A 26,558-nucleotide genomic window follows, 5' to 3' on the forward strand; every position below is an offset into this window, starting at 1 on the left:
TTTCAATACAAAGAGATCAGCGACAAAGCAGCTTATGTTCTGAATTTAGGATCTTATCCATGGCTTTATTGTAGCTGTCATTAATGGTTTTACGAGAGTTACAGCGAACACCTAGGTACTCTAGCTTGCCGTCTTCAATACCATAAACTACACCATGAAGTTCTACATCCTGTCCTCGTTCCCAAGCGTTTTGTAGAATGGTTGAGTTCGCAAGATTATGGACCTGTTCTGCGACATTGATTTCCGCCAACTTGTCAGAACGATCCGCTTCTGGCATTTGTTCAATATATTTGCGGTGCTTATAGTACAAGTCACGAATGTGCAGTAACCAGTTGTTGATCAAACCCAGCTGTGGGTTGTCGATTGAGGCTGTCACACCACCACATCCGTAGTGTCCACAAACAATAATGTGCTTCACTTTAAGTACATCAACCGCATACTGAACAACAGAAAGGCAGTTTAAGTCAGTGTGAACGACTTGGTTGGCAACATTACGATGAACGAACAATTCGCCTGAATATAGACCAGTTAAACGTTCCGCTGGTACACGGCTGTCTGAACAACCAATCCATAAGAAATCTGGATTCTGTCCTTCAGCGAGCTTAGTAAAGTACTCTGGGCGATCAGCTTTAATAGACTCTGACCACTTTGAGTTGTTTTCGAATAGTTGTTTAATCTCTGGCATGTTACTTCCCTTAATAACAATACCTAAGTAACTTCAAGATACTTAGGTATGAACCAACTATACACAATGTCTCTATATCAATCTCTGACTATTTTGCTTATAGATTACTCATCTGAGCAGTGTAGAAAATTATCCATGATTTCTATCGATTAACAACATTCAGTTAGTAAGGCTATTTAAACGTACAGTTGTTAAGGTTTATAAAAACTATTTGATGTTTGGGGTTGAAAACCGCCGTTAAAATCGGCACATATACGGTATTCTCACAAAAAGAGCTCCATTATGTACGCATTAGAAATAGATCAGCTGCGCAAAACCTACGCGGGTGGTTTTGAAGCGCTGAAAGGCATTAGTGTGTCTGTCAAAAAGGGCGATTTCTACGCCTTGCTTGGACCTAACGGTGCAGGTAAATCGACGACTATCGGTATCATTTCTTCGCTGGTTAACAAGACGTCGGGCAAGGTGAAGGTGTTTGGTTATGACATCGATACTCATCTTGAAGAAGCGAAGCAGCAACTGGGCCTGGTTCCTCAGGAATTTAACTTCAACCAGTTTGAAACCGTAGAACAGATTGTTACTCAGCAAGCAGGTTATTACGGTGTCTCAAAAGCGCTAGCTAAAGAGAGGGCTGAGAAGTACCTAACTCAACTGGATTTGTGGGAGAAGCGTAAAGAGCGTGCTCGGAACTTGTCTGGTGGTATGAAGCGTCGCCTGATGATTGCGCGTGCATTAATGCATGAACCACAATTGCTGATCCTTGATGAACCGACGGCTGGCGTTGATATCGAATTGCGCCGTTCTATGTGGGAGTTTCTGAAGAAGATTAATGCGCAGGGAATTACGATTATTCTGACGACTCACTATCTGGAAGAAGCAGAAATGCTGTGTCGTAACATAGGTATCATCAACCGTGGTGAAGTTATCGAAAACACCACCATGAAAGGTTTGTTGTCGAAGCTTCACGTTGAAACATTTGTGTTGGATATCGAAAACGAAAGTCAGCTAACAGAACTTGACGGTGTTATTTCGCAAACCCTGAAAGACGGTTCGCTGGAAATAGAAATCGAAAAAACACAAGGGTTGAACCACATCTTTAGTCAGCTTACAGAGCAAGGCGTAAGGGTGTTGTCGATGCGTAATAAAGCTAACCGTTTAGAAGAGCTGTTTGTTCGAATTGTTCGCGAACAGAGTTAAGGAACCACTATGTATCAAATTTATTGGACAGCTTTTGTTAGCTTGTTAAGTAAAGAAGTCACTCGTTTTACGCGAATTTGGGTGCAAACCTTAGTTCCACCAGTCATTACCATGTGCCTCTATTTCATCATTTTTGGTAACTTGATTGGTTCTCGCATCGGTCAGATGAACGGTTTTAGCTACATGGAGTACATCATTCCCGGTTTGATTATGATGTCAGTGATTACTAACTCTTACTCGAATGTAGCATCATCATTTTTTAGTGCCAAAATGCAGAAGAATATTGAAGAGTTGCTGGTGGCACCTGTGCCTAACTACGTCATCATTGCAGGCTATGTGATGGGCGGTGTAACCCGTGGTTTGCTGGTTGGTTCGCTGGTAACTTTTGTTTCTTTGTTCTTTGTGCATTTGAATGTGGAACACTGGGGCGTCATCTTCCTGACTGTATTTATGACCTCTGTCGTTTTTGCGTTGGGTGGTTTAATCAATGCGGTATTTGCCAAAACGTTTGACGACATTTCAATTGTTCCAACCTTCATTTTGACTCCATTGACCTATTTAGGCGGCGTATTTTATTCGATCAGCTTGTTGCCAGAGTTCTGGCAAGGTGTGTCAAAGGTTAACCCAATTGTTTATATGGTGAACGCATTCCGCTATGGCTTCTTGGGTGTGTCAGATGTGGATATTGTCACTTCTTTCAGTGTACTGAGTGTGTTTGTTGTGGTGCTTTACTGTGTTGCTCATTACTTGGTCACTAAAGGTAAAGGTCTGCGCAGTTAATCATTTATCTTCGCGATAGCCCATTTAAGAGTGCATTCTTGCTCAATAAAAAAGGTCAACATAAGTTGACCTTTTTTTCTTTTAAACCAATGCATTGTGGAAATTAAATATCGGTTTAGCTCTGTTGTTCTGATACGAAATCGACAACCTGATTATCAATCAGTCGGACTTTACCTAAAAATGCTGACATCAAAATCACGACTTGCTTGGTTTCTTCAGACACTGGTAGCAAAGTGCGGGAATCACGAATAAAAATTTGATCCGGTTCTAGACCCGCTGCGCGCAGTTGGTCTTGAGCATCGACAACGATAGAGTCGTAATCACGACGACCACCACGTAACGCGCTGCTGATCCAGTGCATCGTACGAGCGAGTACTGGCGCACGTTGACGCTCGTTTAGAGACAGCAAGTTGTTGCGAGAACTCATCGCAAGACCATCCATCTCACGCACAGTAGGGACACCGACAATTTCGATATCCATGCATAGGTCTACAACCATTTGGCGAATCACAGCTAACTGCTGGAAATCTTTTTCGCCAAAGCAGGCTACATCAGGTTTAACGATGTTAAACAGTTTGGCGACCACTGTTGCCACACCACGGAAGTGACCCGGACGTGAAGCGCCTTCAAGAATGGTTGATAACCCAGGCACTTCTACAGAAGTCTGCTTATCAAGGCCATATGGGTACATGATTTCTGGGGTCGGTGTGAATACAATTTCCACGTTTTCACTGGTCAGTTTGTTATAGTCTTCTTCCAGTGTACGAGGGTAACTATTGAGGTCATCCACGCGTTCAAACTGCATTGGGTTAACAAAGATACTCACGATAACAATTTCGGCTAATTCGCGAGCTTTACGTACGAGTGTCAGGTGACCTTCGTGTAAGTTACCCATAGTTGGAACAAACGCCACTTTTCGACCATCACGCTTATACTGTTGGATCTGCTCGCGAAGAGCTGAGATATCAGCATATGTCTGCATGAACTACTCCTTAGGCAATAGTATGTGCTTCATCAGGGAAGCGTCCGGCTTCTACGTCAGCAATGTAAGCTGCCACAGCTTTATGCATGTCGCCTGTTTCAGCAAGGAAATTCTTTGAGAATTTTGGCATGTAATTGGCTGAAATTCCGAACATATCGTGCATCACCAGAATTTGGCCATCAGTGCTGTTACCTGCACCGATACCGATAACTGGTACATCCAAAATTTGTGTAATACGCTCTGCTAAACTGGCAGGTACACACTCAAGAAGAACGATTTGTGCGCCAGCTTCTTGCAGTGCAAGCGCATCTTTCACCATACGATCGGCTTGTTCTTGGTCACGTCCTTGAACTTTGTAGCCACCAAAAATGTTCACTGACTGAGGCGTCAAACCAAGGTGTGCACAAACTGGTACTGCACGCTCAGTGAGCATTTTAACGGTATCGACTAACCAGTCACCGCCTTCGATTTTCACCATGTTCGCACCAGCGCGCATGATTTTTGCTGCGTTTTCACAGGCTTGTTCAGGGGTTGCGTAGCTCATGAACGGCATGTCCGCCATTAGCAAGCAGTTAGGGCTACCTTTACGTACACAACGCGTGTGGTAGGCGATATCGTCAACACTGACGGGTAGAGTGTCACTCTCGCCTTGCAGAACCATACCCAGTGAATCGCCGACTAAAAGAACAGGCATCTCTTGGCTTTCAAACAGTTGCGCGAAGCTCGCGTCATAGGCAGTAGAGGTAGCAAATTTACGACCTTCTTTTTTCCACTTCATTAGGTCGTTGATTGTTATTTTTTTCATTGTATGTCCTTACTAAGTCAATTGGTCAGAGCGCGGCTATTGCCAAATACTCAGCCCATTGAGAGGAACAGATTTAAGTAACTCTTGAAGCGCAGTGCCATCAGGGAGTTGCAGCTCAGGTGTGATTTCTGCAAGTGGATATAGGACAAACTCTCTGACACGCATACCATAGTGAGGTACGGTTAGCCGTTCAGTATCGATGGTCTCATTGCCATATAGTACGATATCGAGATCGAGAGTCCTTGGCCCCCAACGCTCATCTTTACGTACTCGTCCTTGTTCTTGTTCAATCGCCTGAGTGCAATCAAGCAACTCAAGAGGTGTTAATTCTGTCTCAACTGCCACAACAGCATTAATGTAATCGGGTTGATTTTGCGGACCCATCGGAGTGCTGCTGTACAGTGATGAAGCCGCGATAAAACGCGACTTCGGTAACTTGGTTAGTGCTTCAATAGCATTGTTGGCTTGACTCACAGGGTCACTGAGATTACTGCCGACTGCGATATACGCTACTGTCATGATGCTGGCTTGCTCTTTTTCTTGCGTGTCGATGGACGACGGCGGCGAGTACCTGAAGGTTTAGTTACGCTGTCTAGGTCTGCCACCATTGCTTGTCGCATAGTACGACCCGCAGTTTGGAAGGTTTGCCACCAGTCAGCCAGTTGCTTCACTTCTCCGTCTTCAACTTCGCCGCGCATTTCTAGGAAATCGAAACCAGCACGGAATTTATTCAGTTCCATCAAGCGGAAAGCGCGTTTACCGTTACGACGAGGTAAGCGTAACTGCAGTTGCCAAATTTCACGCATAGTAGCGGTGTGACGACGAGGTATCGCAATCGACTTAACCACTTCATCAAGAATTTTGTTGCTCGCTTCCATAACCGCATCGTAGAAGTTGAGGTTATGACTTTCCATCATCTCTTCTGCGAGTTTCACCATCGGATACCAGAAAATCGCTGCAAACATAAAGGCAGGGTTAATGCGTTTGCCTTCTTCAATGCGTAGATCTGTTGAATCAAGCACTAAGTCGAGCATGTGCTCTGCTTGTGATGAGTAATCTTCAGTGAAGTGACGTGCGATAGTCGGAAACACTTGTTGGAACAGGTTGTACTCACGCATCAGGTGGTACGTTTCCAAACCGTGTCCAGATTGCAGCATTTTCAGCATCTCTTCATAGAGACGAGCGGCAGGAACATCGCGTAATAGCGGCGCTAAATCTTCAATTGGCGCTGCGGTATCTTCTTCGATGTCGAAATCCAGTTTTACTGCAAAACGAATCGCACGAAGCATACGCACTGGGTCTTCACGGTAACGAGTTTCTGGATCGCCGATCAGACGAACAAGTCTGTCTTCAAGGTCTTCCATACCACCTGCGTAGTCATGGATAGAGTAGTCGGCGATGTTGTAGTACATAGCGTTGATGGTGAAGTCACGGCGCTCAGCATCTTCATCAATGGTGCCGTAGACGTTATCACGCAGTAGCATACCGGCTTCTGATTGCACCGCTAGCTGTTTGTTTTGCTCCTGATGATGACCACGGAAAGTAGCCACTTCAATGATGTCGCGTCCAAACATGATATGTGCAAGACGGAAACGGCGACCAATCAAACGGCAGTTGCGGAACAACTGACGAATTTCTTCTGGCGTCGCATTGGTTGCGATATCGAAATCTTTTGGTACTTCTTCGAGTAGTAAATCTCGAACACCACCACCGACTAGGTAGGCGTCAAAACCCGCACCCTGAAGACGATACAACACCTTTAACGCGTTATCGCTGATCTGCTTACGCGAAATGTTGTGCTCTTGGCGAGTGACGATATTCAAAGCTAAGCTTGGATATATGTGATGTTCGCTTTCTTTTAAGTCGTTGTTATTCATGTATGTTTTACAATGATTGGTGTTGCCTCTTGTGCCGTTAATCTTTGCGATTACAGCCCAAACTGGCTGGATTTGCGGCTAATAATAGCTTACAAGGCGTCATTTGAGAATCTTGGTGTGATCTCGATCTGCTGTGGAAGCTGCTCAATATGCCAATTCTTTGTTCCCCAATCGATGATTTCATCAATTCGACCATCGGCGATTCCCTTGGGGAAAATAAACCCTAAAAACTGCATCGCTTTCATTAGCGTCGGCTTAGGGGTACTAGGATCAATCGCTGTTGCATGGTTTTGTTTGGATAACTTATTACCGTTGATGTCCATCGCAAGCGGCAAATGTAAATAGCTAACAGGTGCTTGGTTGAGCGTTTTATACAAGCTGATTTGACGGCCTGTTGGCTCAATCAGATCGGCGCCTCGTACAACCTCTGTGACACCTTGGTCAATATCATCGATAACGACCGCTAAGTTATAAGCGTACAAACCATCTCGACGCTTAATAATAAAATCTTCTTTGCTTAGTGCTTCTGGTATTGTTATCTCGCCGTGTTTCAGGTCGATGAATGACGAAACTGGATGATCCATCCGAAGTCGCACTGAGCAATCAGAGCGGTTTGTTAACCCTTTATCTCGGCATGTTCCAAGATAGAAGTCACCCGCTGTTTTAATTTGTTTACGCGTGCATTGGCATAAGTAAGCTTGGCCAGATGCGAGCCATTGTTCGATTTGCTGTTGATATAAATGGTGGCGATGACTCTGATAAACAACCTCTCCATCCCATTCTAATCCATACGCTTCTATTGCCTTTAATATAAGGCTGGCGGCGCCGGGCATTTCTCTTGGCGGATCGAGATCTTCAATTCTTACTAACCACTGACCAAGTTGCGATTTGGCTTGGAAGTAACTGCCTAATGCGGCGACTAATGAACCAAAGTGTAATGGTCCAGAAGGTGAAGGGGCGAAACGACCAACGTAACTCATAATGCCTATATTTGCTTAAGAAGATTGATGGAAGAAGTGTAAGTATCAAACTTTAAGAAGTTATTGGCTACCTTTACCAACATTTGCGAAAAAATAGTAAAACAAAAAGGGAGCAATCGCTCCCTTCGTGACATCTGTTGGGGTTAACCCATCATCTGTTTTTCTTTGATTTCCGCAAGCGTTTTACAGTCGATACAAAGATCAGCAGTAGGGCGAGCTTCCAAGCGACGAATGCCGATTTCAACACCACAAGACTCACAGAAGCCGAAATCATCTTCTTTTAGCTTGTCGAGTGTCTTTTCGATCTTCTTAATCAAACGACGTTCACGGTCACGATTGCGAAGTTCTAGGCTAAATTCTTCTTCTTGAGAAGCACGGTCAACAGGGTCTGGAAAGTTTGCCGCTTCGTCCTGCATATGGTGAACAGTGCGATCAACTTCTTCCCTGAGCTGGTTGCGCCAAGCTTGTAAAATTTTCGTAAAATGAGCCACTTGCTCTGGTGACATGTACTCTTCACCGGCTTTCTCTTGGTATGGCTCAACACCTGCAATGGCTAGGATGCCTAGCGTTTTCTTTTTGGATTCTGGCATACAGCATCTCCTACTAACACCTAGTCAACTGCTATCGCAGTCAATTTAAGGCGGGTATCTATAGCAAAAAGAAGTAACTGAGGCAAACACTGTTTTACAAAGTTATCGTCAATGTGGAGGTTTCATCAATTTTTTGACGATTGATGGGAAAATTCGATTGCCGATACCAGTTGTATTTCATTGTCTGAAAGTTCTGCTTTGTAGCACAGTACTTCCACGCCTGCTTCTTGTGCCATTGTTAACAATTGTGAATAGTTCGCGTCTATATGGCGAGCTGGTGAGACTTTTTCAATACCCGAATGTAAAACTGTGAACAAAAGTATGGCTCTGCTCCCATTTTGGGCCATTTCTGACAATTCTCGTAAGTGTTTTTGCCCACGAGTGGTGACGGCATCGGGGAAATAGCCTTGTCCTACACGTTGATTCTCTTCCCCAGTCTCGATATTGCGCTCATCCAAAAGAGTCACGCTTTTCACTTCTACATAACAGTTTGGTTTAGATTCGCTACAGAGCAAGATATCAATGCGACTATTTTCAGCACCATACTTAACTTCTGTGCGTAACTGCTCATAACCTTGCAGTTCTTTAATCGTCCCGTTTTGGATCGCTTCAACCGCAAGTTGGTTAGCTCGCGCAGTGTTGATGCAAATTCGATGGCCTTGTGCTGTTTCTGTCAGTTCCCAACTATTGGGGTATTTGCGCTTTAGATTGTCGGACGTTGAATACCAAACTTGGTTGCCTGGGTCTGCACACCCTGTCATCGCACCAGTATTAGCACAGTGAATAGTGATTTGCTTTCCATCTTTTAACTCTACATCCGCCAGAAATCGTTTGTAGCGTTTAATTAATGTCGCGCGCTCAAGCGCTGGTGTAAATTGCATCGAGATCCCTGTACTGTTTTTATGTACAATGCTTTGGTTGTTAATTTGGGATATTTAAACATAAGGACATTCTCTTGTCACAACTGCCGATTCTCGCAGTAATACCTGATTTGCTAGCAGGTGTTGAGCATTCTCCCCAACTGATTTTAAAAGCGGCTCCCGGCACGGGTAAGTCGACCTATTTCCCGCTCGCATTGCTGAAATCTGGTTTAGTCGACGGAAAAATTATCATGCTCGAACCCAGACGATTGGCAGCGAGAAATATTGCTCGTTACCTGTCTCAACAACTGGGGGAGTCAGTCGGGAAAACTGTGGGTTATCGGGTGAGAGGAGAAACAAAGGTCAGCAGTGATACCCGCTTGGAAGTGGTGACAGAAGGCATCATGACGCGCATGATTCAAAACGATCCTGAGTTAGACGGCATCGGCGCATTGATTTTTGATGAATTCCACGAGCGGAGCATTCATGCCGATACGGCGTTGGCGTTGAGTTTAGAAGTACAATCGGTACTTCGCGACGATCTTAAAATCATCGTGATGTCTGCGACATTAGATCAAGCTGCACTGCAACAGTTATTGCCTTTAGCGGAATATGTTGAGTCACAAGGTCGCGGTTATCCGATTGATGTTCGTTATCAGCCTATCGGCGTTAACGAACCTTTGGTTCCTGCAATGGCAAAACAAATCAGAACCTTAATGTTGAACCAACAAGGTTCTCTACTCGCTTTTTTACCGGGTGCTGCCAGCATCACCGCATTAGCGGATCAGCTCGGTGATCTTCCAAGTGATGTTGATGTGTGCCCGATTTACGGGCAGATGAGTTTTGCCGAACAGCAAAAGGCGATTTCGTCTGCGCCAGAAGGAAAGCGTAAAGTGGTTCTGGCGACCAATATTGCAGAGACATCACTGACCATTGAAGGCATTCGCATGGTGGTGGATTCTGGTTTGGAACGCGTGGCGCGTTTTGATTTGAAAACCGGCATCACCCGCTTAGAACAGGTGCGGATTGCTCAATCATCTGCCGATCAGCGTGCTGGTCGTGCTGGTCGTTTAGAAGCAGGTATTTGCGTTCGTTTATACAGTGAAGCTCAGTTTAATCAGCAGCCGAAAGTTTCTACTCCAGAAATTCTGCAAAGTGACCTTGCACCTCTGATGCTGGAATTGGCTCAATGGGGCGTCAAAAATGCTAATGAACTGCAATGGTTAGATTTACCGCCGACATCAGCGATGAATCAGGCGTCATCTCTGTTGCAATCTTTAGGTCTGATGGACAAGCAAAATCAGTTAACAGCAATGGGTAAAGAGGCGCATCGCTTGGGTGTGGAACCCAGAATCGCAGCTATGTTGCTAACAGTGGAAGACAAAAATCTCGCACTTTTAAATAGCGCAGTAGCGTTAGCAGCGCTGCTTGAAGAGCCAGAAAGGCAGGTACTCGATTTGCAACACAGTTTGCATCGATGGCAACAGGGGAATCATCCTAAGTCCAAACAAATGACTCAAAGAGCCAATACGTTGGCAAATAAGTTGGATGCGGCTTTTTCCCTTAATCGGGTCGAAAGCTCTTTGTTACCTTTGGTCGCTTGTTTAGCGTTTCCAGACCGTATTGCTCAGAAGCGAAGTCAGGGATATGGTCAGTTTTTGCTGGCAAACGGACACGGTGCTTTCATTGATGAATCACAACCTCTGGCGGGAAGTGATTATGTGATCGCCCTTGATCTTATGCGTTCGCTGGGCTCATCAAACCAAATAAGCCAGTCCAGCCGGATTTTTTGCGCACTGGATATGGATATCGAAGCTTTGGAATCTCAGTTTGGTTTTTTGTTTGCCACCAGTGAGCAGGTGGATTGGGATGAAAAAGCCGGGAGGCTTGTCGCTGAAGAGCGTTGCTGTTTGGGTGACGTCGTTGTTCGACGTCGTACCTTACCTGAACCTGATAAACAAAAAATGACGCAAGCCTTGCTTAATTATGTCGAGCGTAAAGGTCTTTCGGTTTTAAACTGGAGCGAAGACACCGTACAGTGGTTGGAACGGGTACGCTGTGGCATTGAGTGGCTTGATGATGAAGAGTGGCCAGCGATGGATGACGCAAGCCTGTTAAACGAGTTAAGAGAGTGGTTAGAGCCTTACTTGATTGGCATTACCTCAGTGAAAGCTTTGCAGAAAGTCCCCCTCATTGAAGCGCTTAATGCTCGGTTGGGGTGGCCGCTCAATCAACAGTTAGATGAATGGTTGCCAGTTACCCATGTATTGCCAACCGGAACACATAAGAAAATACGTTATCAATGTGGTAAAGAGCCGGTGTTATCGGTTCGAATGCAGGAAGTGTTTGGTGAAAAAACGTCACCCGTTATTGCCAAGGGGCGTCAAGCGATTGTGATGGAACTGCTGTCACCAGCGCAAAGACCATTGCAGGTGACCCGCGATCTCGCTGGCTTTTGGGCTGGTGCATATAAAGAAGTGCAAAAAGAGATGAAAGGGCGATACCCGAAACATGTTTGGCCTGACGATCCTGCAAATCACGTTGCAACAACGAAAACAAAACGACAATTGAATTCATGACAAATAAACGCAGTAACCCGAAATCCGGAAGTAAAAGAAAAACGGCGGCTAAACCGTCTTCAAGATCGCGCAGACCGTCAAACAAACCTAACCGCCCTAAGTCTTGGTTAAAGCGGTTATGGGGTATTGGATGGAAAGTGGGTGTCGCCGTCATCGCTTTACTGGTCTTTGCTGGCATTTATCTCGACAGCGTGATTAAGCACCGCTTCGAAGGGCAGCTATTTGATTTGCCAACGGTTGTTTATGCCAGGATTCTGGAGATTGCACCCGGAGACAATTTAAGTATTAAAGAACTTCGTAATGAGCTTGATGTACTGAACTACAGAAAAGTCGCTAACCCGAGATATGCTGGAGAGTATTCTGCCTCTGCAACACGTATTGAGGTTATTCGTCGTCCGTTTGAGTTCTCTGATGGCCCTGAGCCAGATCGTCACGTTATGATCAGCTTCGATGAAAACGGGGTACAGCGTATTCAGTCACTAGAGCAAAAGGGTGACTTTGGCTATTTGCGATTAGAGCCAAAGATGCTTGGCATGCTTGAAAAAGATGTCCAAGAGCAGCGTCTGTTTTTACGTCGCGAGCAGTTCCCTGAAGTGATGATTGATGCACTGTTGATCACTGAAGACAGACACTTCTATCAACACGACGGTGTCTCTCCACTAGCAATTGTGCGCGCTATGATGGTGAACCTCAAAGCGGGTCGCACAGTGCAAGGTGGCAGTACTCTGACTCAGCAGTTAGCAAAAAACATCTTCTTATCCAGCGACAGAACCTTGTGGCGTAAGCTGCGTGAAGCGTATATGGCGCTGATCATTGATTACCGTTACAGCAAAGACCGCATTCTTGAAGCGTATCTGAACGAAGTTTATTTAGGTCAGAATGGCAAAGAAGGCGTGCATGGTTTTGGTTTGGCGTCTCGCCTTTATTTTGGTCAGCCGCTACAAGAACTGCGAATTGATCAATTGGCACTGCTGGTGGGCATGGTCAAAGGACCTTCCTATTACAACCCTATGCGTTATCCTGAAAGGGCAAAAGAGCGTCGAGACTTAGTTCTTCGTCTTATGATGGATCAAGATATCCTAACGGCAAAGCAGTACGAGCAAGCGGTGACTCGTCCATTGGACGTGCAAAAAGTGGCGCGCATTGCCAGCCGTCAGCCTGCGTATTTCCAGCAGCTCTCTATCGAACTAAATGAAAAACTGGGACGTGATTTTAAATCAGATTCAGGATTGCGTGTTTTCACCTCTCTTGACCCTGTATCGCAAGCCAAACTGGAACAAGCCATCGCAAATAAAGTTCCAGAGCTAGAAAAAACGGCCGGCAAAGGTTTGGAAGCCGCCGCGATTGCGGTTGACCGTCATAGTGGCGAAATTCGCGCTATGGTAGGTGGTAAACGAACAGGCTACGAAGGCTTTAACCGCGCGCTTAATGCGCGAAGACCGATTGGCTCTCTGGTGAAACCTGCTGTTTATCTCACAGCACTAGCTCAACCTGAGAAATACAATTTAGCGACAACTTTAGTTGATAAACCGATATCTCTGAAAGGCAGCGAAGGCAGTGTTTGGAGCCCAAGAAACTTTGACCGCCAATACCGAGGTGATGTGCCTTTGTACATGGCTTTGGCTAAGTCTTTGAACGTGCCAACGGTTCAGCTCGGTATGTCACTGGGCATTGATAAGGTTTCGGATACCTTGCAGCAACTTGGGGTAGACAAAAGTGAAATTCGCCCTGTGCCGTCAATGTTACTAGGTTCATTCTCGCTCTCACCTTATCAGGTGGCACAGATGTATCAGACGTTAACCAACTCTGGCAAAAGAGCACCGATGTCAGCGCTACGTTCGGTATTGGATTTAGAAGGTAATGTCTTGTATCAATCCATTCCGAAGGTTTATCAAGCTGTTGATCAACAAGCGGCTTGGCTCACTACATACGCCATGAAACGTGGTGTGTTAGAAGGAACAGGACGTTACCTACAGAATCAGTTTGCTTGGGCTGCGCTTGCAGGAAAAACTGGTACCAGTAATGACAGTCGTGATAGCTGGTTTGTGGGCGTTGATGGTCGAGAAGTAACAACGATCTGGCTTGGACGAGATGACAACAAACCCACGGCTTTAACTGGCTCAAGTGGTGCATTGCGTGTGTACGCTCAGTACCTGCATTATCGGATTCCTGAGAAACTGGTTCTGCCATGGCCAAAGGGCGTGACGACGGTGGGTTTTTCGAACAAAAACGGTGGTGCGCTTGCGCTGGACTGTGGAAACGACTTTAAACTTCCCGTTTGGGATCCGAGCGGCGACTGGAAAAAACAGTGTGAGAATCACCCTGTGGAATGGATAAAAAAACTCTTCCAGTGGTAGTGACCGAAGTTTATAGTATTTTGAATTTTAAGGGATTGAGGGCGTAGCGTGGCGAAAAAGTTGCTCTGTTTTATCTGCTTGGCTTATGCAGTGGCTCCGTTTGGCGTTTTCGCCAGCGCAGCGGATTCACAAACGGAATCTATTCAAATAGAACAACCCCAAACCAAGCGCCCTAAAATTGCCTTGGTGCTCGCTGGTGGCGGCGCGAAAGGCGCGGCACATGTCGGCGTGTTAAAAGCGCTGGAAGAAATGCACATTCCTGTCGATATAGTGACTGGAACCAGCATGGGGGCTTATGTCGGTGGTTTGTATGCCACGGGTATGAGTGCTTCTGAAATAGAAAGCCTGATTTATAGCGTTGACTGGAACAGTGGTTATCGCGATCGCGTAAGTCGTAGTCAACGACTTGTGAGAGATAAAGAATACGAAGATCGTTATCAATTGACGACAGATTTAGGCATCCATTGGTGGGAAGTGCGCGCTCCTAAAGGCGTGGTTCAAGGTCAGAATATGTTACGAATTCTGCGAGTGACCACTGGTAACCTCTCTCCGTTTGAATCTTTCAATCAGCTCGCCATTCCTTATCGTGCTGTGGCAACGGATATTGTACAACTTCAACCTGTGGTACTCGATAAAGGCTATTTGGTCGATGCCATGATGGCGAGTATGTCGGTTCCCGGAGCATTACCGCCTTATGAAGTTGATGGTCACCTGCTGGTGGACGGTGGTGTCACTAATAATATGCCTGTTGATGTTGCCAGAGAAATGGGCGCGGACATAGTCATTGCGGTAGATATCAGCACCGATTACAAAGCGCAGGAAGACTTTACCAATTTTCTTACCATGGCAGATCAGTTGTCCAACTATCTTGTTCGCCGCAGTACTCAAGACCAAGCCGATATGTTGACGGACGAAGATGTTTTTCTAAAGCCTCAAGTGGGGCAGATGGAGACAACCGAATTCGAGCGTATGCCTGATGCTTTTGAGAAGGGATATCAAGCTGCGATAGCAAATCAGCAGGCGTTATCTAAGTTGTCGCTGAGCAGTGCTGATTACCAGAAATACATTGATGAAAAAGAAGAACGCAGACATGAGTTGAAATATGGCGATGAAGTTGTAGTCGATAAAATCATTCTAAATAACAACAGCCATTACAGTGATTTGTTACTGAAAAACCTTTTAAATCTTGATCAAGGTAAGGCGTTGACTACTGAAGAAATAGAAAAAAGTGTTGAAAATCTCTATGCATTAGACCGATTTGAACTGGTCAGTTACAAATACCAAAAAAATGAAGATGATGAAGAGTTGGCTGTCGATGTACGAGAAAAGTCTTGGGGGCCAAACTATGCCAATTTCCGTTTTTTCTTAGAAGACGATTTTACCACTGACAGCCAGTATTCTATTGGTATTTCAACCAATTTCACTGATCTTAACTCCAGCGGCGCCGGAGTCATGATCAATATGGATGGTGGTACGGATAAACGCCTTGAAGCGGAATTTTACTCCCCACTATTTTCCACACAAAAGGCATTTACCACCCTGTCTGGACGCTACACTAATGATAAGCGAAATGTGCCAGTCAGTGGATTTGATAATACCGGCTTAGAAGCAAGCAAAAATTATGTACCCGTCTCTTATTTGGAGTGGGTAGCAGAAGCTGCGATTGGATATCAGAGCGCGCTGTGGAGTGAGGCGAAAATTGGTGTTCGTTACACAGACGGTAGTGCAGAACTCTCAAATTTACCTGATGTTGGGGATGTATCCTTTAAACGGCAAGGATTATTTGCCAGTTATCGGATTGATACATTAGACAGTTTTAGTTTGCCGACTCAAGGTGTCTATTTGGACTTCGAATATCTGATTTCTCATGATGATTCCTATTCCAATTCCTCTGTGATGGAAGAGGATGGTGAAGATACGGTTTATGAACTTTCGACCAAATTTGTCGCCGCACAGAGCTATAAACGCCATACTTTGGTCGGAAATGCAGAGTATGGAATTGTAAAAAGTAAGAACTCTTCCACACCGATTGATCCTAAAACCATCGGTGGTTTTTTGAATTTGTCCGGTATACCGCGCAACAGTCTGATAGGACAAAATAAAGCGTATACTAGTCTGATTTACCGTTATCGCTGGTTTGACAATGACTTTGGACTCTTCTCATCGCCTGTATATCTTGGGGCGTCGATTGAGTATGGAGGCGTTTGGTCTGACCCCGATTTAGGTCTAGATGAGGCTCCTTTATATGGTGCAGCGTCTGTTTTTGCAGGTGTTGATTCGCCAATAGGGCCTGTAATGTTCGGTTATGGACGCACAGAGCAGAATTTCGATTCGTTATATTTGATTCTAGGGACCACGTTTAAGTGATGAGGGATAAAGTTTAATGGTGAGAATCGTCAAACTTTAGTCTTAAGTTGCTATGTTGGTCAAAATGATGAGATTTTAATTTCTCGTTAAATTTGCTATTCTGACGCCCACAGTTTGGCCTCTAGGGCGCTGTTTCTCAGTCATATTTGAATGAAAACAAGGGCAACGGAGAGCCAAGTTTCCAAGGATGTTCACTTACATTTTTATAATTATTAGGTGAACCGCAATGAGAGGAAAAAAGTCGTGCTTGAAGCCTACCGTAAACACGTCGAAGAGCGTGCCGCTGAAGGAGTTGTACCTAAACCCCTAGATGCAGAGCAAGTTGCTGGACTTGTTGAACTGTTAAAGAATCCCCTTCAAGGTGAAGAAGAATTCATCCTTGATCTGCTTGAAAACCGTATTCCACCGGGCGTTGATGAAGCTGCTTATGTAAAAGCGGGCTTTTTAACGGCTATCGTGAAAGGGGACGTTACTTCTCCACTAGTCAGTCGTGCAAAAGCGGCACAGCTACTAGGCACAATGCAAGGTGGTTACAACATCGAGTCACTCGTTTCATTACTTGATGATGCAGAGCTTGCACCAATTGCTGCTGAAGCTCTATCTCATACATTGCTTATGTTTGATGCTTTCTATGATGTAGAAGAGAAAGCAAAAGCAGGTAATGAATTTGCGAAGCAAGTTCTTCAGTCTTGGGCTGACGCAGAATGGTTCCTGTCTAAACCTGCGCTACAAGAGAAAATCACTCTCACTGTCTTTAAAGTAACAGGTGAGACGAACACGGATGATTTGTCACCTGCACCAGATGCATGGTCCCGTCCTGATATCCCTGTTCACGCTTTAGCAATGCTGAAAAACGAACGTGACGGCATTAATCCTGATCAACCAGGCAGCGTTGGTCCAATTAAGCAAATTGAAGCGCTTAAAGAGAAAGGGCATCAGCTAGTTTACGTTGGTGACGTTGTGGGTACGGGCTCATCTCGTAAATCAGCGACTAACTCTGTGCTTTGGTTCATGGGTGACGACATCCCATTCGTTCCAAACAAACGCGCTGGCGGTTATGTGCTGGGCGGTAAGATTGCTCCAATCTTCTTTAACACTATGGAAGATGCTGGCGCGCTACCAATCGAAGTTGACGTATCGAAAATGAACATGGGTGACGTAATTGACGTTTATCCATTCGAAGGCAAAGTATGTAACCACGAAACAGGTGAAGTACTGGCTACCTTCAAACTAAAAACAGACGTATTGATTGATGAAGTACGTGCTGGCGGTCGTATTCCATTGATCGTTGGTCGTGGTCTAACAGATAAAGCTCGCCAATCTCTAGGTTTGAGTGCATCTGACGTATTCCGTCGCCCAGTGCCAGTTGCTGACAGCGGCAAAGGCTTTACGCTTGCTCAGAAAATGGTGGGTAAAGCGTGTGGCGTAGAAGGTATTCGTCCAGGTACTTACTGTGAACCGAAAATGACAACGGTTGGTTCTCAAGATACTACTGGCCCTATGACTCGTGACGAGCTGAAAGACCTTGCGTGTCTAGGCTTCTCTGCTGACCTAGTGATGCAGTCATTCTGTCATACTTCAGCGTATCCAAAACCTGTCGACGTGAATACTCACCATACACTGCCTGATTTCATCATGAACCGTGGTGGCGTATCGCTACGTCCGGGTGATGGTGTTATCCACTCATGGCTAAACCGTATGTTGCTTCCTGATACCGTTGGTACTGGTGGTGACTCACATACTCGTTTCCCATTGGGTATCTCGTTCCCTGCGGGTTCTGGTTTGGTTGCGTTTGCAGCAGCAACAGGCGTTATGCCTCTTGATATGCCAGAGTCTATCTTGGTTCGCTTCAAAGGCGAAATGCAGCCGGGTATCACACTTCGTGACCTAGTACATGCAATCCCTTACTACGGTATCAAGCAAGGTCTACTGACTGTAGAGAAAGCAGGTAAGATCAACGAATTCTCTGGTCGCGTACTAGAAATTGAAGGTGTTGAACACCTAACTGTTGAGCAGGCATTCGAACTTTCAGATGCTTCTGCAGAACGTTCTGCAGCGGGTTGTACAGTGAAACTGTCTCAAGAATCAATCGAAGAGTACCTAAACTCTAACATCACTATGCTTAAGTGGATGATCGCTGAAGGCTACGGTGATGTGCGTACGATTGAACGTCGTATTAAAGCGATGCAAGAGTGGTTAGCAAACCCTGAGCTAATGAGTGCAGATAAAGATGCAGAATACGCTCACGTAATCGAAATCGATCTTGCAGACATCAAAGAGCCAATTCTTTGTGCGCCAAACGATCCAGATGATGCTCGTCTTCTATCTGACGTTCAAGGCACTCAAATCGATGAAGTGTTCATTGGTTCATGTATGACAAACATTGGTCACTTCCGTGCGGCAGGTAAACTGCTTGAGAAGTTCAATGGTCAGCTAGAAACGCGTCTATGGGTGGCTCCGCCAACTAAGATGGACCGCGATCAGCTAACAGAAGAAGGTTACTACGGTATCTTTGGCCGTGCTGGGGTTCGTATTGAAACTCCGGGATGTTCACTATGTATGGGTAACCAAGCTCGCGTAGCGGATAAATCAACGGTAATGTCTACGTCAACACGTAACTTCCCGAACCGTCTCGGTACTGGTGCAAACGTGTATCTATCTTCAGCAGAGCTTGCGGCAGTTGGTGCAATTCTAGGTCGTATCCCGACTAAAGAAGAGTACCTACAATACGCAGAGCAAATTAACGCAACAGCTGCGGATACCTACCGTTATCTAAACTTCCACCGCATGGCGGATTACACCAAGAAAGCTGACACGGTAATTTTCCAAGAGCCAGCATAAGTTGAGCTAGTGACGCTTTAATGGTTAAAAACCGCTGATGAAAATCGGCGGTTTTTTATTATCACTTTTTAGCTGTTGGAGAAAGCTTCTATTGTTAAGTGAGCTTGAGCAACCTAGCAATGTTGCTTGAGGTTTGCAGCAGGTTAAGTTCAGCTTCCTGTAATGCAGTATCAAGATCAACGGAGCGGTTAACAATCGCGAAGACGGCGTCTAAACCATACTGATGAACCACACCATAGTCAGGTGTAAAACATCCTGCAATCGCGATGACTTTTTTACCATAACATTTGGCTGTGCGTGCAACGCCGATAGGCGTTTTCCCATGTATGGTCTGACTATCGATGCGTCCTTCACCGGTGATCACTAGATCGGCATCTTGTACCAAGCTATCAAGTTTTATTGCCTCAATAACGATATCAATGCCCGGTTGTATCTCAGCGTTCAATACTCCGACTAAAGTGGCGCCCATTCCACCGGCAGCACCGCCACCAGAAAGAAGCAAAATATCTTTGTTAAGATCTTTTTTAACCACGTCAGCAAAGTGCTTCAAAGCCTTATCAAGAGTGTCCACCATCTCTGGCGTAGCTCCTTTTTGCGGACCGAATACAGCAGAAGCACCATGAGCACCACATAGTGGATTGTCCACATCGCAAGCAACCAGAAATTCCACTTGTTGAAGACGAGTATCCAAGGTTGAGAGATCAATGGTGGCAAGCTTGTTTAGCGAAGCTCCACCAGCGGACAAAGCCAAACCTTGCGAATCCAAACATTGAACGCCCAAAGCTTGTAACATACCTAAACCAGCATCGTTAGTGGCGCTACCACCGAGCCCAACAATGATGCGTTTTACGTTGTGATTCAACGCTGCCAGAATCAACTCACCGGTACCGTATGAGGTTGTGAACAGTGGATTTCTGCTTGCTTGAGGAACCAAATGTAGACCGGAAGCCGCAGCCATTTCGATGACGGCGGTATCACCGTCACCTAATAGTCCATAAAAACCTTCAACAGGTTGCCCCAGTGGATCAGTTACTTGGCAAGCGATAATGCTGCCCCCCGTTGCATCCACCAAGGATTGCACCGTGCCTTCGCCACCGTCTGCCATCGGTACTTTGACGTAGTCTGCGTGAGGAAAGACTTGTTTAAATCCTTGTTCAATAACAGTCGCCACTTCCGTCGCGGACAGACTTTCTTTAAAAGAATCAGGTGCAATAACTATCTTCATGAACTCTCTCTTACAGTAAAATCAGACTTAATAGGTAAACCAGCGCCATGGTCATCACACCTTAAATCAATGTTGCTACAGATGCAGTGCCTTGGTTTCTCCCGAACCAATGATTCTTCCTTGTTCATCCATGACATTGACGGGATAAGGGATGATTTTCATGGTGCGTTCAACGATTTGACGAGCGATAGTTTCGTTTAGTTTCATGCTGAGAATGGCGTTAGAATACGAATTTGTCGATAATAGTACCTGATCTCGTTATCAATAGAGAAACCCATGGAATTTGAATTTACGAAAAACACCTTAATGGGTGAGTATTACGTTAGCTGCAACATGGAGCACCAGATAGTGGCTCGTTGGCTACAAGAAGAGATTGGTAAAGATCGCACAAAGATTGAGCAAGTGTTTTCGTTACTCGACCAAGTGCACCAAAGTCCAGCAAAAGAGTGGAAATTGGCAGGAAAAGAGATCTCACTTTCGGTGTTAGGGAGTGAAGTGACTGTGCAAGATAACGCGCTTGGTTACAGCCATGATATTGAGTTTGAAAGCGAATTTGAGCTTTACGATAGTGAAAGTACCGCAGAATGTGGTCTGGAAGATTTTGAATCAATGATGAGACAGTGGAGTGAGTTCATTCAAAACTATTAATGACTGACTTTTATTGTGTGCACTTAAGTGGTGAAGAATGGCTTAAGCGCATTATTTTTGGGAAAGGGTTGCACAACATTTGTGCGACCCTTTCTTTTTTTTGGACTGAGATCACTCTAAGTCTATATATATCAATAGGTTGAAAAGTTGGCACGTACCTTGGATTACTAGAATGGGATTAGAGTTAATGGACTACAGCTTCAGAGAGGACGCGATGAAACTCATAAACGCAATCATCAAACCATTCAAACTTGACGATGTACGCGAAGCTTTAGCTGATGTTGGCATCGAAGGGATGACAGTATCAGAAGTAAAAGGCTTCGGTCGTCAGAAAGGTCACACAGAACTTTACCGCGGTGCGGAATACCAAGTGGATTTCCTACCTAAGGTAAAAATCGAAATCGCTACACAAGCAGACAACGTAGATCGTGTTGTGGAAGCAATCATCAAAGCTGCTCATACAGGCAAAATTGGTGACGGAAAAATATTTGTTTATGACTTAAGTCAAGCTGTTCGTATTCGCACTGGCGAAATGGACGTAGAAGCACTTTAAGAATCAGGGATTGGAGACAACTATTATGGAACTGTCAGTAACTGTAGCGGAGTTACGCTACGCACTGGATACTTTCTTCTTCTTAATTTCAGGCGCACTAGTAATGTGGATGGCTGCAGGTTTTGCAATGCTGGAAGCAGGTCTGGTTCGTTCAAAAAACACCACTGAAATTCTGACCAAAAACTTTGTGCTTTACGCTATCGCGTGCACTATGTACTTAATCGTTGGTTACAACATCATGTACGTAGATAACGCTGAAGCGGGTTGGTTACCTTCATTCGGTACACTAATCGGTTCTCAAGCTGAAGGCGCTGACCACTCTCTAGAGTCAGATTTCTTCTTCCAAGTAGTATTCGTAGCAACTTCAATGTCTGTAGTATCAGGTGCGGTTGCTGAACGTATGAAGTTATGGGCATTCCTAATTTTCTCTATCGTTCTAACAGCATTTATCTACCCAATGGAAGGTTACTGGACTTGGGGCGGCGGTTTCCTATCTGAAGCTGGTTTCAGTGACTTTGCTGGTTCTGGTATCGTACACATGGCAGGTGCAGCAGCAGCTCTAGCTGGTGTTATCCTACTCGGTGCTCGTAAAGGTAAGTACGGCAAGAACGGTGAAGTTTACCCAATTCCAGGTTCAAACATGCCACTTGCTACTCTAGGTACACTTATCCTGTGGTTCGGTTGGTTTGGTTTCAACGGCGGTTCACAGTTGATGGTTTCTGATTTCGAGAACGCAACTGCGGTTGGTAAAATCTTCCTAAACACGAACGCAGCAGCAGCAGCGGGTGCAATTGCAGCACTACTCGTGTGTAAAACAACTTGGGGTAAAGCTGACCTAACTATGGTTCTAAACGGTGCGTTAGCTGGTCTAGTTGCTATCACTGCAGACCCACTATCACCATCACCACTATACTCTGTGGCTATCGGTGTGGTAGCTGGTGCAATCGTAGTATTCAGCATCATTGCTCTAGATAAACTGAAAATCGATGATCCAGTGGGTGCTATCTCTGTGCACGGTGTGTGTGGTTTCTTCGGTCTAATGGTTGTGCCACTAAGCAACTCAGATGCAACTTTTGGTTCTCAGCTTCTAGGTGCAGTCGTTATCTTCGGTTGGGTATTCGTAGCAAGCTTGATTGTTTGGTCTATCCTGAAAGCAACTATGGGTATCCGAGTTTCTGAAGAAGAAGAGCTAGAAGGTATGGACATGCACGACTGTGGTGTTGAAGCGTATCCAGAGTTCTCAGTGATTAAATAATTAATATTTAGAACTTCGTCGAAAAAACCTGCTCTAGTAGCAGGTTTTTTATTATCTACGATTGTGTTCGGCAAAAATGGTTAATATAATTTATGTAAATAAAAAACATTATCATTATCACTACACATAGGTTCGAACGATGAAAAAGATGCTTACCCTTTCTGCACTTGCATTAAGCACTTTAGCCCCTTCTGTAATGGCAGCAGAGGAAGTGAATGTTTACTCTTACCGTCAGCCTTTTCTTATTGAACCAATGTTTAATGAGTTCACCAAAGAAACCGGTATTAAGGTAAACGTGAAGTTTGCAAAAGAAGGTATAGCAGAGAAGTTGGCGCAAGAAGGTGAATACAGCCCTGCTGATATCGTTCTGACTTCTGAATTTAGCCGTCTATTTGAACTGTCTGATAAGAAATTAACTCAGCCAGTGAATAGTTCAGTGATTGATGAAAACATTCCTGCCCAATACCGAGATAGTAACGATGAGTGGTTTGCGCTAACCATTCGTACTCGTAGTGTTTACTCTTCACGTGATCGTGTAGGCAAATTGAGCGAAGACTTTAACTATCTTGATTTAGCAAAGCCTGAGTATAAAGGTAAAATCTGTACTCGCAGCGGTAAACACCCATACAACATTGCTTTGGTTGCGTCGATGGTTGCTAACTATGGCGAAGCAGAAACCAAAACTTGGTTGGAAGGCTTGAAAGCGAACCTTGCGCGTAAACCTCAAGGTAACGACCGTGATCAAGTCCGTGCAATTAAAGAAGGCCTATGTGATCTTTCTTTAGGTAACAGCTACTACTTGGGTAAGATGCTGGAAGATAAAGAACAAAAAGCCTGGGCTGAGTCGGTATACATCAACTTCCCAGGTCAAAATGCGCAAGGTACACACGTAAATGTGAGCGGTATGGCTATGGCTAAATACGCTCCAAACCGTGACAATGCTTTGAAACTGATGGAATTCCTGACGGGTGAAACAGCTCAGCATATGTATGCAGAAGTGAACTTCGAATACCCTGTGAAACCAGGTGTGAAGCGCTCTGAACTGGTAGCATCTTGGGGTGATTTCAAATCTGATTCACTACCTTTAGAAAAAATTGCTGACAATCATACGGTAGCCATCAAGTTGCTGGATGAAGTAAAATTCGATCTTTAGTTTGTTGAGGGGGGAATGTTTCCCCCTTTTTTTAAAAGCGATATGAGATGTCTTTGCGCCGTTTATGCATCTCAAATTGTCTTGTTGTAATAGGCAATGAAAGAAAAACATCTTATATGGAAAACCAGTAGTGTTGTTCTGGCAGCACTACTGGTTTTGCCTATCTTAGCTATATTTTTTACCGCTGTTGGCCACTCCGATGACGTCTTTGCTCATCTTATGGCAACAGTGATGCCCACCTATGCGCAAAATACCATTGTTCTCGTCGTCAGCGTGATGGCTTTATCTCTGCTCTTTGGGATACCAAGCGCATGGATTATGGCGATGTGTAAGCTTCCCGGAGAGAAAATTCTGCAATGGGCATTGGTGCTCCCTTTAGCGATTCCCGGTTATATTGTTGGCTACATTTTTACCGGCTGGTTTGATTATGCCGGCCCTGTACAGATGTGGTTAAGAGAGCTAACCGGATGGAAAGCTGGAGAGTATTGGTTTCCTGATATCCGCAGTTTAACCGGAGCTAGCATTGTGCTGGCTTTAGTGCTTTACCCTTACGTTTATTTATTGTGCCGAGCAACGTTTATGGAGCAAAACGTTTCTCTATTGCAGTCGGCGAGATTGCTCAAGTGCACACCGTGGGAAAGCTTTAGACGAATTTCTCTTCCTCTGGCTCGTCCTTCTATTGCGGTTGCGTTATCACTGGTGGCAATGGAGACTATCGGTGATTTTGGTACGGTTAATTATTTTGCGATCAGCACGCTAACCACCGCGGTGTATGACACTTGGTTAAACTATTCTAACCTTAATGCTGCTGCTAAGATTTCAGCCATTATGTTGGTGATCGTGTTGCTATTACTTAGCGCTGAACGTTACAGTCGCCGCAAGCAGAAGCTTTACCAGACTCAGTTTAATAGCCATGAAGATTTCCGTTACGATTTGAGCGGATGGAAAAAATGGCTTGCTCTGTTCTGGTGCTGGGGATTAGTCGCCACGGCTTTCATTTTTCCTCTAATGCAGTTGATCAGTTACGCGTATACCTACTTTGAACAAAGTTGGACTGAAGAATTTCGCCAATATGCGCTTAATAGTTTGAAAGTGTCGCTAACGGCGGCGATTGTTGCTGTTAGCGTTGCTTTGGTTCTTAATTTCTATGCCCGCCTAAAACAGAATCGAACCAGTGTTGCTTTGATGCGTTTATCTTCTATGGGGTATGCGGTTCCGGGAACTGTACTTGCTATCGGCGTAATGGTTCCTGTATTAACTCTAGATCACACTGTCAACGATATCGCGAAAGCGATGCAGTGGGGCAGACCGGGGCTGATATTCTCAGGCACTATGTTTGCGATTATTTTCGCCATGCTGGTTCGTTTCTCTGCGGTTGCGATTGGCAGTATCGAAAGCAGTCTAAACAAAGTCTCCCCATCACTGGATATGGCTGCCCGCACAATGGGATGTCAGGCAAACAGTATGTTGTGGCGAGTACATTTTCCACTGGTGAGACGCGGTGCTCTTATTGCTGGTTTACTGGTGTTTATTGAGTCAATGAAAGAGCTCAATGCTTCACTGCTACTGCGTCCATTCAACTTTGAAACGCTGGCTACCTATGTCTATAACTATGCTTCTGATGAGCATTTAGAACTTGCCGCATTACCAGCCGTATTATTGGTTCTGGTTGGTTTAATCCCGCTTGTAATTGTTAACCGTTCTCTGGAGCAAAATCACTGATGAGCTGCGCACTTTCCATTCAAGACCTCACCTGTCAGTACGACACTCAAACGGTACTGGAATCTCTATCGCTTGAAGTTGATAAAGGTGAGATTGTCTGCTTACTTGGGGCAAGTGGATGTGGCAAAACAACCCTGCTTAAAGCGATTGCTGGACTACTGCCTTTAACATCAGGACATATGAGCTTAAATTGCGTCACCATCGATGATGGAGCCAACTGGCTTGCGCCGGAAAAACGCAATATAGGTATGATTTTCCAAGATTACGCGTTATTTCCACATCTAACCGTTGAAGAGAATGTTGGCTTTGGGTTGCGAACCTTATCTGCGGTTGAACGTAACAGCAAAGTTCAGGAGATGTTGGAACTGGTTCATCTTAGCTCATTTGGTGATCGTTACCCTCATCAGCTTTCTGGTGGACAACAGCAGCGTGTCGCCATTGCTCGTTCGTTGGCTTATAAACCGGATCTACTGTTACTTGATGAACCGTTTTCCAATATCGATACTCAAGTGCGCCATGATTTGATTTCAGAGATTCGTAAGATCTTCAAAAAGCAGGGCGTGACGGCGATTTTCGTCACTCACTCAAGAGAAGAAGCATTTGCCTTTGCCGATAAAATGGCCGTGATGAATCACGGTGTTATTGAACAGTTCGGCACTGCCTCAGAGCTTTACTATCAGCCCTCAAGTAAGTTTGTTGCGGATTTTCTTGGTGGTGGTAGCTATCTGCCAGCGACTCGTAATACACAAGGTCTGTTTGATACGTCTCTTGGAACCTTAGAAGCGCAGATGCAGACTGAAATTGCTGTTGGTGGTAGTTGTGACTTACTGTTACGTCCTCAGCAAGTGCTGATTCAAGCTTCAGATAAAGGAGAAGTCACCGTTCTAGAGCAGCAATTTATGGGCGACCACTGTCGTTACGTGATTGATGTGCACGGTACTAAACTTCTGGCGACTTCAGCTCAGGCTATTTCGGTAGGGCAGAAGGTAGTAGTGGAGATTGATGAGCAAGGTATTCTCGCTTTCTAATCCCCTTTTCCTCTGCGTATTTGATGTTGTAGTGTTGTTGACTGTAGATGTGCGGAGAATGAAAGTGGATATGATTA

The 26,558-nt window shown here is 45.0% G+C and carries 21 protein-coding genes and 1 pseudogene; 12 read left to right on the plus strand and 10 right to left on the minus strand.

The features are described 5' to 3' along the window. Positions 1–16: 16 nt before the first annotated feature. Positions 17–685, minus strand: coding sequence for a carbonate dehydratase (gene can / locus HUO09_RS13975; protein WP_167410395.1), 669 nt, complete (start codon positions 683–685; stop codon positions 17–19). A gap of 282 nt (positions 686–967) precedes the next feature. On the opposite strand from can, the gene HUO09_RS13980 reads away from it, so the two are divergent. Continuing rightward, complete coding sequence (locus tag HUO09_RS13980; RefSeq protein ID WP_167410394.1) at positions 968–1,879, plus strand: ABC transporter ATP-binding protein; 912 nt, start codon at positions 968–970, stop codon at positions 1,877–1,879. Positions 1,880–1,888: 9 nt separating this feature from the next. Then, positions 1,889–2,659 carry an ABC transporter permease gene (locus HUO09_RS13985; protein ID WP_167410393.1) on the plus strand — a complete coding sequence of 257 codons (771 nt, stop codon included), beginning with the start codon at positions 1,889–1,891 and terminating at the stop codon, positions 2,657–2,659. 115 nt (positions 2,660–2,774) lie between these two features. Here the strand turns inward: HUO09_RS13985 and panC are convergent, their stop codons facing one another. The 7 genes from panC to sfsA form a co-directional block, all read right to left on the minus strand. Further along, a complete protein-coding gene (panC, locus tag HUO09_RS13990; protein ID WP_188234365.1) occupies positions 2,775–3,641 on the minus strand; it encodes a pantoate--beta-alanine ligase in 867 nt (288 codons plus the stop codon). A gap of 10 nt (positions 3,642–3,651) precedes the next feature. Continuing rightward, a complete protein-coding gene (panB, locus tag HUO09_RS13995) occupies positions 3,652–4,446 on the minus strand; it encodes a 3-methyl-2-oxobutanoate hydroxymethyltransferase (protein WP_188234366.1) in 795 nt (264 codons plus the stop codon). A gap of 36 nt (positions 4,447–4,482) precedes the next feature. Next, a complete protein-coding gene (gene folK / locus HUO09_RS14000; protein ID WP_188234367.1) occupies positions 4,483–4,965 on the minus strand; it encodes a 2-amino-4-hydroxy-6-hydroxymethyldihydropteridine diphosphokinase in 483 nt (160 codons plus the stop codon). Beyond that, the gene (gene pcnB / locus HUO09_RS14005; protein WP_167410389.1) at positions 4,962–6,323 is read right to left on the minus strand and encodes a polynucleotide adenylyltransferase PcnB; all 1,362 of its coding nucleotides are present in this window, start codon (positions 6,321–6,323) and stop codon (positions 4,962–4,964) included. The genes folK and pcnB overlap by 4 nt, the downstream gene beginning before the upstream one ends. Before the next feature lie 89 nt (positions 6,324–6,412). Continuing rightward, positions 6,413–7,303, minus strand: a complete 891-nt coding sequence (gene gluQRS, locus HUO09_RS14010; protein WP_188234368.1) for a tRNA glutamyl-Q(34) synthetase GluQRS — start codon at positions 7,301–7,303, stop codon at positions 6,413–6,415. Positions 7,304–7,446: 143 nt separating this feature from the next. Beyond that, positions 7,447–7,893: an RNA polymerase-binding protein DksA gene (dksA, locus tag HUO09_RS14015; RefSeq protein WP_042484487.1), complete on the minus strand. Its 447-nt coding sequence runs from the start codon at positions 7,891–7,893 to the stop codon at positions 7,447–7,449. Positions 7,894–8,018: 125 nt separating this feature from the next. Further along, on the minus strand, positions 8,019–8,774 hold the full coding sequence (gene sfsA, locus HUO09_RS14020; RefSeq protein WP_167410387.1) for a DNA/RNA nuclease SfsA: 756 nt from the start codon (positions 8,772–8,774) through the stop codon (positions 8,019–8,021). Positions 8,775–8,848: 74 nt separating this feature from the next. On the opposite strand from sfsA, the gene hrpB reads away from it, so the two are divergent. The 4 genes from hrpB (at position 8,849) to acnB (ending at position 18,897) form a co-directional block, all read left to right on the plus strand. Then, a complete protein-coding gene (gene hrpB, locus HUO09_RS14025; RefSeq protein ID WP_188234369.1) occupies positions 8,849–11,332 on the plus strand; it encodes an ATP-dependent helicase HrpB in 2,484 nt (827 codons plus the stop codon). Continuing rightward, positions 11,329–13,689, plus strand: coding sequence for a penicillin-binding protein 1B (mrcB, locus tag HUO09_RS14030; protein WP_188234370.1), 2,361 nt, complete (start codon positions 11,329–11,331; stop codon positions 13,687–13,689). Before hrpB ends, mrcB begins: the two co-directional genes overlap by 4 nt. Before the next feature lie 48 nt (positions 13,690–13,737). Next, complete coding sequence (locus tag HUO09_RS14035; protein ID WP_188234371.1) at positions 13,738–16,056, plus strand: patatin-like phospholipase family protein; 2,319 nt, start codon at positions 13,738–13,740, stop codon at positions 16,054–16,056. A gap of 243 nt (positions 16,057–16,299) precedes the next feature. After that, the gene (gene acnB, locus HUO09_RS14040) at positions 16,300–18,897 is read left to right on the plus strand and encodes a bifunctional aconitate hydratase 2/2-methylisocitrate dehydratase (protein ID WP_188234372.1); all 2,598 of its coding nucleotides are present in this window, start codon (positions 16,300–16,302) and stop codon (positions 18,895–18,897) included. 94 nt (positions 18,898–18,991) lie between these two features. Here the strand turns inward: acnB and HUO09_RS14045 are convergent, their stop codons facing one another. Both HUO09_RS14045 and HUO09_RS14050 read right to left on the minus strand, forming a co-directional pair. Continuing rightward, positions 18,992–20,122 carry a glycerate kinase gene (locus tag HUO09_RS14045; RefSeq protein WP_188234373.1) on the minus strand — a complete coding sequence of 377 codons (1,131 nt, stop codon included), beginning with the start codon at positions 20,120–20,122 and terminating at the stop codon, positions 18,992–18,994. A gap of 81 nt (positions 20,123–20,203) precedes the next feature. Next, positions 20,204–20,329: pseudogene (locus tag HUO09_RS14050) on the minus strand (sugar diacid recognition domain-containing protein); the annotation flags it as partial. 69 nt (positions 20,330–20,398) lie between these two features. Here HUO09_RS14050 and HUO09_RS14055 point away from each other — a divergent pair. The 6 genes from HUO09_RS14055 to HUO09_RS14080 all read left to right on the plus strand — a co-directional run bounded on the left by HUO09_RS14055 (position 20,399) and on the right by HUO09_RS14080 (position 26,481). Beyond that, a complete protein-coding gene (locus HUO09_RS14055; RefSeq protein ID WP_188234374.1) occupies positions 20,399–20,770 on the plus strand; it encodes a YacL family protein in 372 nt (123 codons plus the stop codon). 214 nt (positions 20,771–20,984) lie between these two features. Continuing rightward, entirely contained in the window at positions 20,985–21,323 is a 339-nt protein-coding gene (locus tag HUO09_RS14060) for a P-II family nitrogen regulator (protein ID WP_102954171.1), read from the plus strand. 25 nt (positions 21,324–21,348) lie between these two features. Next, positions 21,349–22,578, plus strand: a complete 1,230-nt coding sequence (locus HUO09_RS14065; protein ID WP_167410380.1) for an ammonium transporter — start codon at positions 21,349–21,351, stop codon at positions 22,576–22,578. A gap of 139 nt (positions 22,579–22,717) precedes the next feature. After that, entirely contained in the window at positions 22,718–23,731 is a 1,014-nt protein-coding gene (locus HUO09_RS14070) for a Fe(3+) ABC transporter substrate-binding protein (protein ID WP_167410379.1), read from the plus strand. Between the two features lie 96 nt (positions 23,732–23,827). Beyond that, positions 23,828–25,453: an iron ABC transporter permease gene (locus HUO09_RS14075; protein ID WP_188234375.1), complete on the plus strand. Its 1,626-nt coding sequence runs from the start codon at positions 23,828–23,830 to the stop codon at positions 25,451–25,453. Beyond that, positions 25,453–26,481 (plus strand): ABC transporter ATP-binding protein, encoded by a 1,029-nt coding sequence (locus HUO09_RS14080; RefSeq protein WP_188234376.1) that lies wholly within the window; start codon positions 25,453–25,455, stop codon positions 26,479–26,481. The genes HUO09_RS14075 and HUO09_RS14080 overlap by 1 nt, the downstream gene beginning before the upstream one ends. The last annotated feature ends 77 nt before the right edge of the window (positions 26,482–26,558 follow it).

Source organism: Vibrio sp. Y2-5, from assembly GCF_014596725.1.
Taxonomy (GTDB): domain Bacteria; phylum Pseudomonadota; class Gammaproteobacteria; order Enterobacterales; family Vibrionaceae; genus Vibrio.

Excerpts from the sequence above, each read along its gene's own strand:
- can (WP_167410395.1), bottom strand. The coding sequence starts at position 685 with ATGCCAGAGATTAAACAACTATTCGAAAACAACTCAAAGTGGTCAGAG.
- HUO09_RS13980 (WP_167410394.1), top strand. The coding sequence starts at position 968 with ATGTACGCATTAGAAATAGATCAGCTGCGCAAAACCTACGCGGGTGGT.
- HUO09_RS13985 (WP_167410393.1), top strand. The coding sequence starts at position 1,889 with ATGTATCAAATTTATTGGACAGCTTTTGTTAGCTTGTTAAGTAAAGAA.
- panC (WP_188234365.1), bottom strand. The coding sequence starts at position 3,641 with ATGCAGACATATGCTGATATCTCAGCTCTTCGCGAGCAGATCCAACAG.
- panB (WP_188234366.1), bottom strand. The coding sequence starts at position 4,446 with ATGAAAAAAATAACAATCAACGACCTAATGAAGTGGAAAAAAGAAGGT.
- folK (WP_188234367.1), bottom strand. The coding sequence starts at position 4,965 with ATGACAGTAGCGTATATCGCAGTCGGCAGTAATCTCAGTGACCCTGTG.
- pcnB (WP_167410389.1), bottom strand. The coding sequence starts at position 6,323 with ATGAATAACAACGACTTAAAAGAAAGCGAACATCACATATATCCAAGC.
- gluQRS (WP_188234368.1), bottom strand. The coding sequence starts at position 7,303 with ATGAGTTACGTTGGTCGTTTCGCCCCTTCACCTTCTGGACCATTACAC.
- dksA (WP_042484487.1), bottom strand. The coding sequence starts at position 7,893 with ATGCCAGAATCCAAAAAGAAAACGCTAGGCATCCTAGCCATTGCAGGT.
- sfsA (WP_167410387.1), bottom strand. The coding sequence starts at position 8,774 with ATGCAATTTACACCAGCGCTTGAGCGCGCGACATTAATTAAACGCTAC.
- mrcB (WP_188234370.1), top strand. The coding sequence starts at position 11,329 with ATGACAAATAAACGCAGTAACCCGAAATCCGGAAGTAAAAGAAAAACG.
- HUO09_RS14045 (WP_188234373.1), bottom strand. The coding sequence starts at position 20,122 with ATGAAGATAGTTATTGCACCTGATTCTTTTAAAGAAAGTCTGTCCGCG.
- HUO09_RS14055 (WP_188234374.1), top strand. The coding sequence starts at position 20,399 with ATGGAATTTGAATTTACGAAAAACACCTTAATGGGTGAGTATTACGTT.
- HUO09_RS14060 (WP_102954171.1), top strand. The coding sequence starts at position 20,985 with ATGAAACTCATAAACGCAATCATCAAACCATTCAAACTTGACGATGTA.
- HUO09_RS14065 (WP_167410380.1), top strand. The coding sequence starts at position 21,349 with ATGGAACTGTCAGTAACTGTAGCGGAGTTACGCTACGCACTGGATACT.
- HUO09_RS14070 (WP_167410379.1), top strand. The coding sequence starts at position 22,718 with ATGAAAAAGATGCTTACCCTTTCTGCACTTGCATTAAGCACTTTAGCC.
- HUO09_RS14075 (WP_188234375.1), top strand. The coding sequence starts at position 23,828 with ATGAAAGAAAAACATCTTATATGGAAAACCAGTAGTGTTGTTCTGGCA.
- HUO09_RS14080 (WP_188234376.1), top strand. The coding sequence starts at position 25,453 with ATGAGCTGCGCACTTTCCATTCAAGACCTCACCTGTCAGTACGACACT.